Raw genomic sequence first — 4,842 nt, 5'->3', positions numbered from 1 at the left:
CCATGGCTCTGTTCGCTGATTTGGACATCTTACAGGAGGACTTCCGGGTTGGGGCGCCGTATATGCGCGGTGACGATGCGATTCCGAACCTCGGTGAACTGAGCGTCCAAGGGACCCGGCGGGCGGAGGGTCTGAAACTTTGGCTCACCTTTCAGCACCTCGGCCGGGAGGGACTCGGACAGTTAATCGACGAGAGCTACCGCCTGGCGGCTGTGATTCGTGACCGCGTCGCTGACCAGGATGCGCTGGAGCTGGCCAGCGAGCCAGAGATGAACATCGTCTGTTTCCGTGCCGCCCCGGACTGGTGTCCACCGGACGAGCGAGATGCACTCAACGGACGACTCCAGCGCTACCTGCTCTCCAGACAGGACGTCTTTGTCTCGCTACCGATCTATCGGGACACACGGTGGCTCCGAGTCGTCCTATTGAACCCATTCACAGACAAAACGACGCTTGATCGACTGTTCGACGGAATTGATCTCTTCCTAGAGGCTGAACGACCGTAGCCTACTGGAGATGACTTCATGAGCGATACGTATCCCATCCCGGTTCAGTCATTCCAGTTTACCCTCATCTAAATATAGAAGTCGCGCTACCAACTACGATAAAGGCGCAAATCACCTGCACAGCCGGTACGCTCATCAGTATCTGAGAGGCACAAGGCAATCCAAGACAAATGCTTACATTGGGGGACTGCCGTATAGCCGATATGGTCCCAGCACCCGACGAGGAGATCGATGACAACCTACGAGAGGTTCGGGAACTCACACCGGAAGCATGTTCGGGCGTTCAATCGCTGGATCAGTTCGGCACCAAGTGGCGGCTTCGGATTCTGTATAACCTGTTCGATGGCGACCACCGATTTAACGAGCTGAAACGAGCCTCTGGGGCGAGTTCGTACACACTCTCGCGGGTGCTCGAATCGCTCGAGGAAGACGCAATCGTCGACCGCCGTGTCGAGGAAGGGCCGCCCGTCGAGACCCACTACAGCCTGACTGAGAAGGGTGCAGCACTCCAGCCAGTGTTCGACGCAATCGACGAATGGAATGCAGAGTGGGTGGGTGAGAATGGCGAAGAATGCCACAGAAACGCATGACGTGTGAGTTACTCCTTGAGGGCGTGGGCAGCGACTGCGAGTTTTCCGAGGCCTCCTTGATTGGCGATAACCTTCACCGTCTCGGCGAGTTCCTGCTCGGAAACGCCCTGTGAACGGGCGACGGCAGCGAGATCTTTCACGCCGGTCGTGTTACCATCGGCGGCATCGAGTGCGAGCGTGATGAGTGTCTTCGTCTGTGCTGACAGTTCGCCGTCTGTCCCGGCGGTTCGCGCTCAGAGAGAACGGCTAAGAAACCAGCGTCTTCACCGGAAAAGCTCCACGTCAGGCGGCCACCCCGATAATCCAGAGCAGAGACGCTTTACCCGAATCTCCCCTCATCAAGCAGTTCAGAATCCGCTCGAACCGACGCATACACACGCTCGGCCCACTCGCGGGCGATGGGTGAGTCGGTATCGACGAACACCTCCATCATGCCCGTCGATTCGTCGTAGCCGCCGATGCCGACGCAGTCGTCGAAGAGCACGAGTCCGTACGGAAGCTCCTCGCGCGTCCGGAGGGTCAGGTGCCCGCGTTCGACCGCTTCGGTTGCCTTCTCCGGGTAGGTATCGAACAACTTCTCGACGATGTGCGGCAGGTAGATAATCTCGGTTTCGGTCCCCTCGAAGACGTGCTCGTGGAACTCGCCGAGGACGAGCGGGGCCATGTGGGTCGTATTGAATCCGCGGAAGGTCTCCGACTCGCGGACGAGAGAGATAAAGCGCTCGACCGGGCGGTAGGGATTGTCCGGTTCGGCGACGCTCACAGCCGCATCGACGAACGGTTCGACGACGAACTCCTGGTGGTCTTCGCAAATCACGTCCAAAAGCGGAGCCAGTCGGTGGACAGTCTGGATGTTGGCCTCGAACCGGAGCACTTCGTCGGTGATGGCCTCACCGCGGCCGGTTAGTTGGAACCGGCTGTCGACCTTCTCGGCGAAGCCTCGCTCGTCGAGCCACTGCGTCAAGCGATGGCTCGTCGCCCGCGAAACATCCAGTCGGTCTTCGATTTCACCGCGGTCGAGCGGTTCCTGTCGGAGCGCTTCGAGTACGGGGCCGTGCCGAATGATGTCGCCGAGGAGGTCCGTGTCGATGCGGTCGCCCGTCGCGTCCAGTCGCTGTCCGAGATACTGCCGGTTTCGTGCGTTCTCCAGTACCGCCTCCAGTATCGGTGACCCCGGCGGGGGAAGCACGTCGCCGGAGTCAGTCTCGTCTTCGTGAGTCCCCATGGATACCTTCTTCGTGAACTACGGTGTCGCGGGTCGTAACTGTACGGCCATAGATACCCTACCGCATGAATGGCAACTGTGGTTGCGAGCAACCACTTCATCTCACACCGTGAAACGAGTCTCACGTCGCCGAACGCTTCTCGATAGGTGAGGCCAACAGCCATGCACACGTTTGTTATTCCATGGCACAGAACGCGCTCGACGACAGACTGGCCGAACAGTTCGAAGGAGACCTTCACGGACCACTCATTCGCCCCGGAGACACCGACTACGACGACGCCCGCGCCGTCTGGAACGGGATGATAGACAAGTATCCAGGCCTCATTGCACAGTGTTCGGGTGTTGCGGACGTCATCAGGTCAGTGAACTTCGCCCGCGAGAACGACATTCCCGTATCGGTTCGCGGCGGCGGCCACAACGTCGCCGGAACGGCAGTCTGCGACGACGGACTGGTCATCGATTGCTCGGAAATGACCGGCGTCAAAGTCGACCCCGATGCCCAAACTGCGTGGGTCCAATCCGGTGCGACGTGGGCCGACCTCGACCACGAAACACAGGAGTTCGGACTCGCGACGCCGGGCGGGGTCGTTTCGGACACTGGCATCGCCGGGTTGACCCTCGGCGGCGGTATTGGCCATCTCCGCTGCAAATACGGGCTCAGCTGTGACAACCTCCGCTCGGTCGAACTCGTCACGGCCGACGGCGAGTTCCTGCGGGCGAGCGCGGATGAGAACCCCGAATTATTCTGGGGACTTCGTGGTGGTGGTGGTAACTTCGGGGTTGTCACGGCCTTCGAATACGAACTCCACCCTGTCGGTCCGGAGGTCGCGACCTGTCTCGTGTTCTACTCGGCGGACAAGTTGACCGAGTTGCTGCAAGCGTACCGCGGATTCGTCGCGACGGCCCCCGAAGAGATCAGTTCCCTCGTCTTCGCCGGTGAACTCCCGGACGAGGAGTTGTTTTCGGGTGCCGACGTTCACAGACAGAAGTTCGCCATCATGGGCTGTTACGCCGGCCCCCCCGACGTCGGCGAAGTCGAACTCGCACCCCTACGAGAGTTCGCAGAGCCGATTGCCGACTTCAGCGGCACTATGCCCTACACCGAATTCCAGCAACTCCTCGACGAGGAGTATCCGGACGGGATGCGCTACTACTGGAAATCGCTCTACCTCGACGGGCTTTCCAGAACCGCCATCGACCGAATCGAGTACTGGGCCGAAGCCGCACCGTCCCCGCTTTCGACGGTCGACGTCTGGCAACTCGGTGGCGCAATCGAGGACATCGGTATCGAAGAGAGTGCCTTCGCCGGTCGACACGCACCGTTCCTCCTCGGCGTGGAGGCGAATTGGGAGGATGCTGAACACGACGAGGCTAACGTTCAGTGGGTCCGCGACTGTCTCGACGACATGCGCCAGTTCTCCGACGGCTCGGTGTATCTGAACTTCCCGGGCTTCCTCGAAGAGGGCGACGAGATGATGCAGACCACATTCGGTCCGGCCTACGAACGGTTAGTCGCCTTGAAAGACGAGTACGACCCGACGAATCTGTTCAACCTAAATCAGAATATCGCGCCGTCCGAGGAGGTGTGAACCGACCACTGTCGGCATCGCACTCGGTTCCCTCACACAGAGCGAACCACTTTTCCGCCGATTAGTAAAACGGACTCTATGCAACAACTCGAGCAGTCTCTGCACGAAGCGCCCATCATCGACAAAGACGGCTACCACTATCTCGTCCACCCAATCAGCAACGGCGTCCCGATGCTCGACCCCGAACTCCTTCGGGAGGTCGTCATCGGAATTTCCCGCGTAGCAGACCTCGACGTGGATAAAATCGTCGCCCCGGAAGCGATGGGAATCCACATCGCCACCGCGCTCTCCCTGCAGACGGACATCCCCCTCGTCGTCATCCGCAAGCGCGAATACGGTCTCGATGGCGAAGTCGCACTCCACCAGACCACCGGCTACTCCGAATCGGAGATGTACATCAACGACGTCGAAGAGGGCGACCGCGTGCTCATCGTCGACGACCTGCTTTCGACCGGCGGCACGCTCGCGGCAATCTGTGACGCGCTCGACGACATCGGCGCGGACATCTCTGATATCGTCGTCGCCATTCGGAAGGTTGGCGAGACAGCGCTCGACGACACCGACTACGAGGCGACGAGTCTCATCGACATCACCGTCGACGGCGACGAAGTCACGATTCACTGACTGACGACGAGTTCGCCAGTTCGTCCGCTTTCTGCCCGGCTTCCGTTTTCTGCTGTCCGACGCTAGTTGTCTGTCCACCTACGTCGGAATCCCAGTTGGGCGAAAGTATACAAGAATATGTATTGAACGTGTGCTTAGAAGGCCAAAAATGAGCTCGAACGCGAAACTATTATCTGAGGACACTCTGTTCGTGGTGAGTATAGATGTCAGCCGACAAAAGCGGGGAAATCGACCTCGAGTACGAACTCGACGACCGGCCACCGTGGATGGAGTCGATTCTATTGGGGATACAGCACGTTGCGGTGATG

Annotated in this window: 6 protein-coding genes; 4 read left to right on the top strand and 2 right to left on the bottom strand. The window is 59.5% G+C overall.

The annotated features are described in order from the left end of the window. A partial coding sequence (locus QT222_RS06540) for a pyridoxal-dependent decarboxylase (RefSeq protein WP_491476693.1) occupies window positions 1-506 on the top strand: 506 nt, incomplete at its 5' end. A 203-nt stretch (window positions 507-709) separates the two neighbouring features. Then, the gene (locus tag QT222_RS06535) at window positions 710-1,096 is read left to right on the top strand and encodes a winged helix-turn-helix transcriptional regulator (protein ID WP_004059711.1); all 387 of its coding nucleotides are present in this window, start codon (window positions 710-712) and stop codon (window positions 1,094-1,096) included. 8 nt (window positions 1,097-1,104) lie between these two features. Here the strand turns inward: QT222_RS06535 and QT222_RS06530 are convergent, their stop codons facing one another. Together QT222_RS06530 and QT222_RS06525 are read right to left on the bottom strand one after the other, a co-directional pair. Next, window positions 1,105-1,302 carry a carboxymuconolactone decarboxylase family protein gene (locus tag QT222_RS06530; RefSeq protein ID WP_197034208.1) on the bottom strand — a complete coding sequence of 66 codons (198 nt, stop codon included), beginning with the start codon at window positions 1,300-1,302 and terminating at the stop codon, window positions 1,105-1,107. 113 nt (window positions 1,303-1,415) lie between these two features. Beyond that, a complete protein-coding gene (locus QT222_RS06525) occupies window positions 1,416-2,321 on the bottom strand; it encodes a helix-turn-helix transcriptional regulator (protein WP_004059709.1) in 906 nt (301 codons plus the stop codon). 182 nt (window positions 2,322-2,503) lie between these two features. Between QT222_RS06525 and QT222_RS06520 the strand changes: the two genes are divergently transcribed. Together QT222_RS06520 and hpt are read left to right on the top strand one after the other, a co-directional pair. Next, complete coding sequence (locus QT222_RS06520; RefSeq protein WP_491476692.1) at window positions 2,504-3,910, top strand: FAD-binding oxidoreductase; 1,407 nt, start codon at window positions 2,504-2,506, stop codon at window positions 3,908-3,910. Window positions 3,911-3,988: 78 nt separating this feature from the next. Continuing rightward, window positions 3,989-4,534, top strand: a complete 546-nt coding sequence (hpt, locus tag QT222_RS06515) for a hypoxanthine/guanine phosphoribosyltransferase (RefSeq protein WP_004059707.1) — start codon at window positions 3,989-3,991, stop codon at window positions 4,532-4,534. Window positions 4,535-4,842: the final 308 nt, after the last annotated feature.

The organism is Haloferax sp. s1, assembly GCF_058382125.1.
Note: the sequence above shows the minus strand (reverse complement) of the source record. Positions and strands in the feature narration are given on the sequence as shown.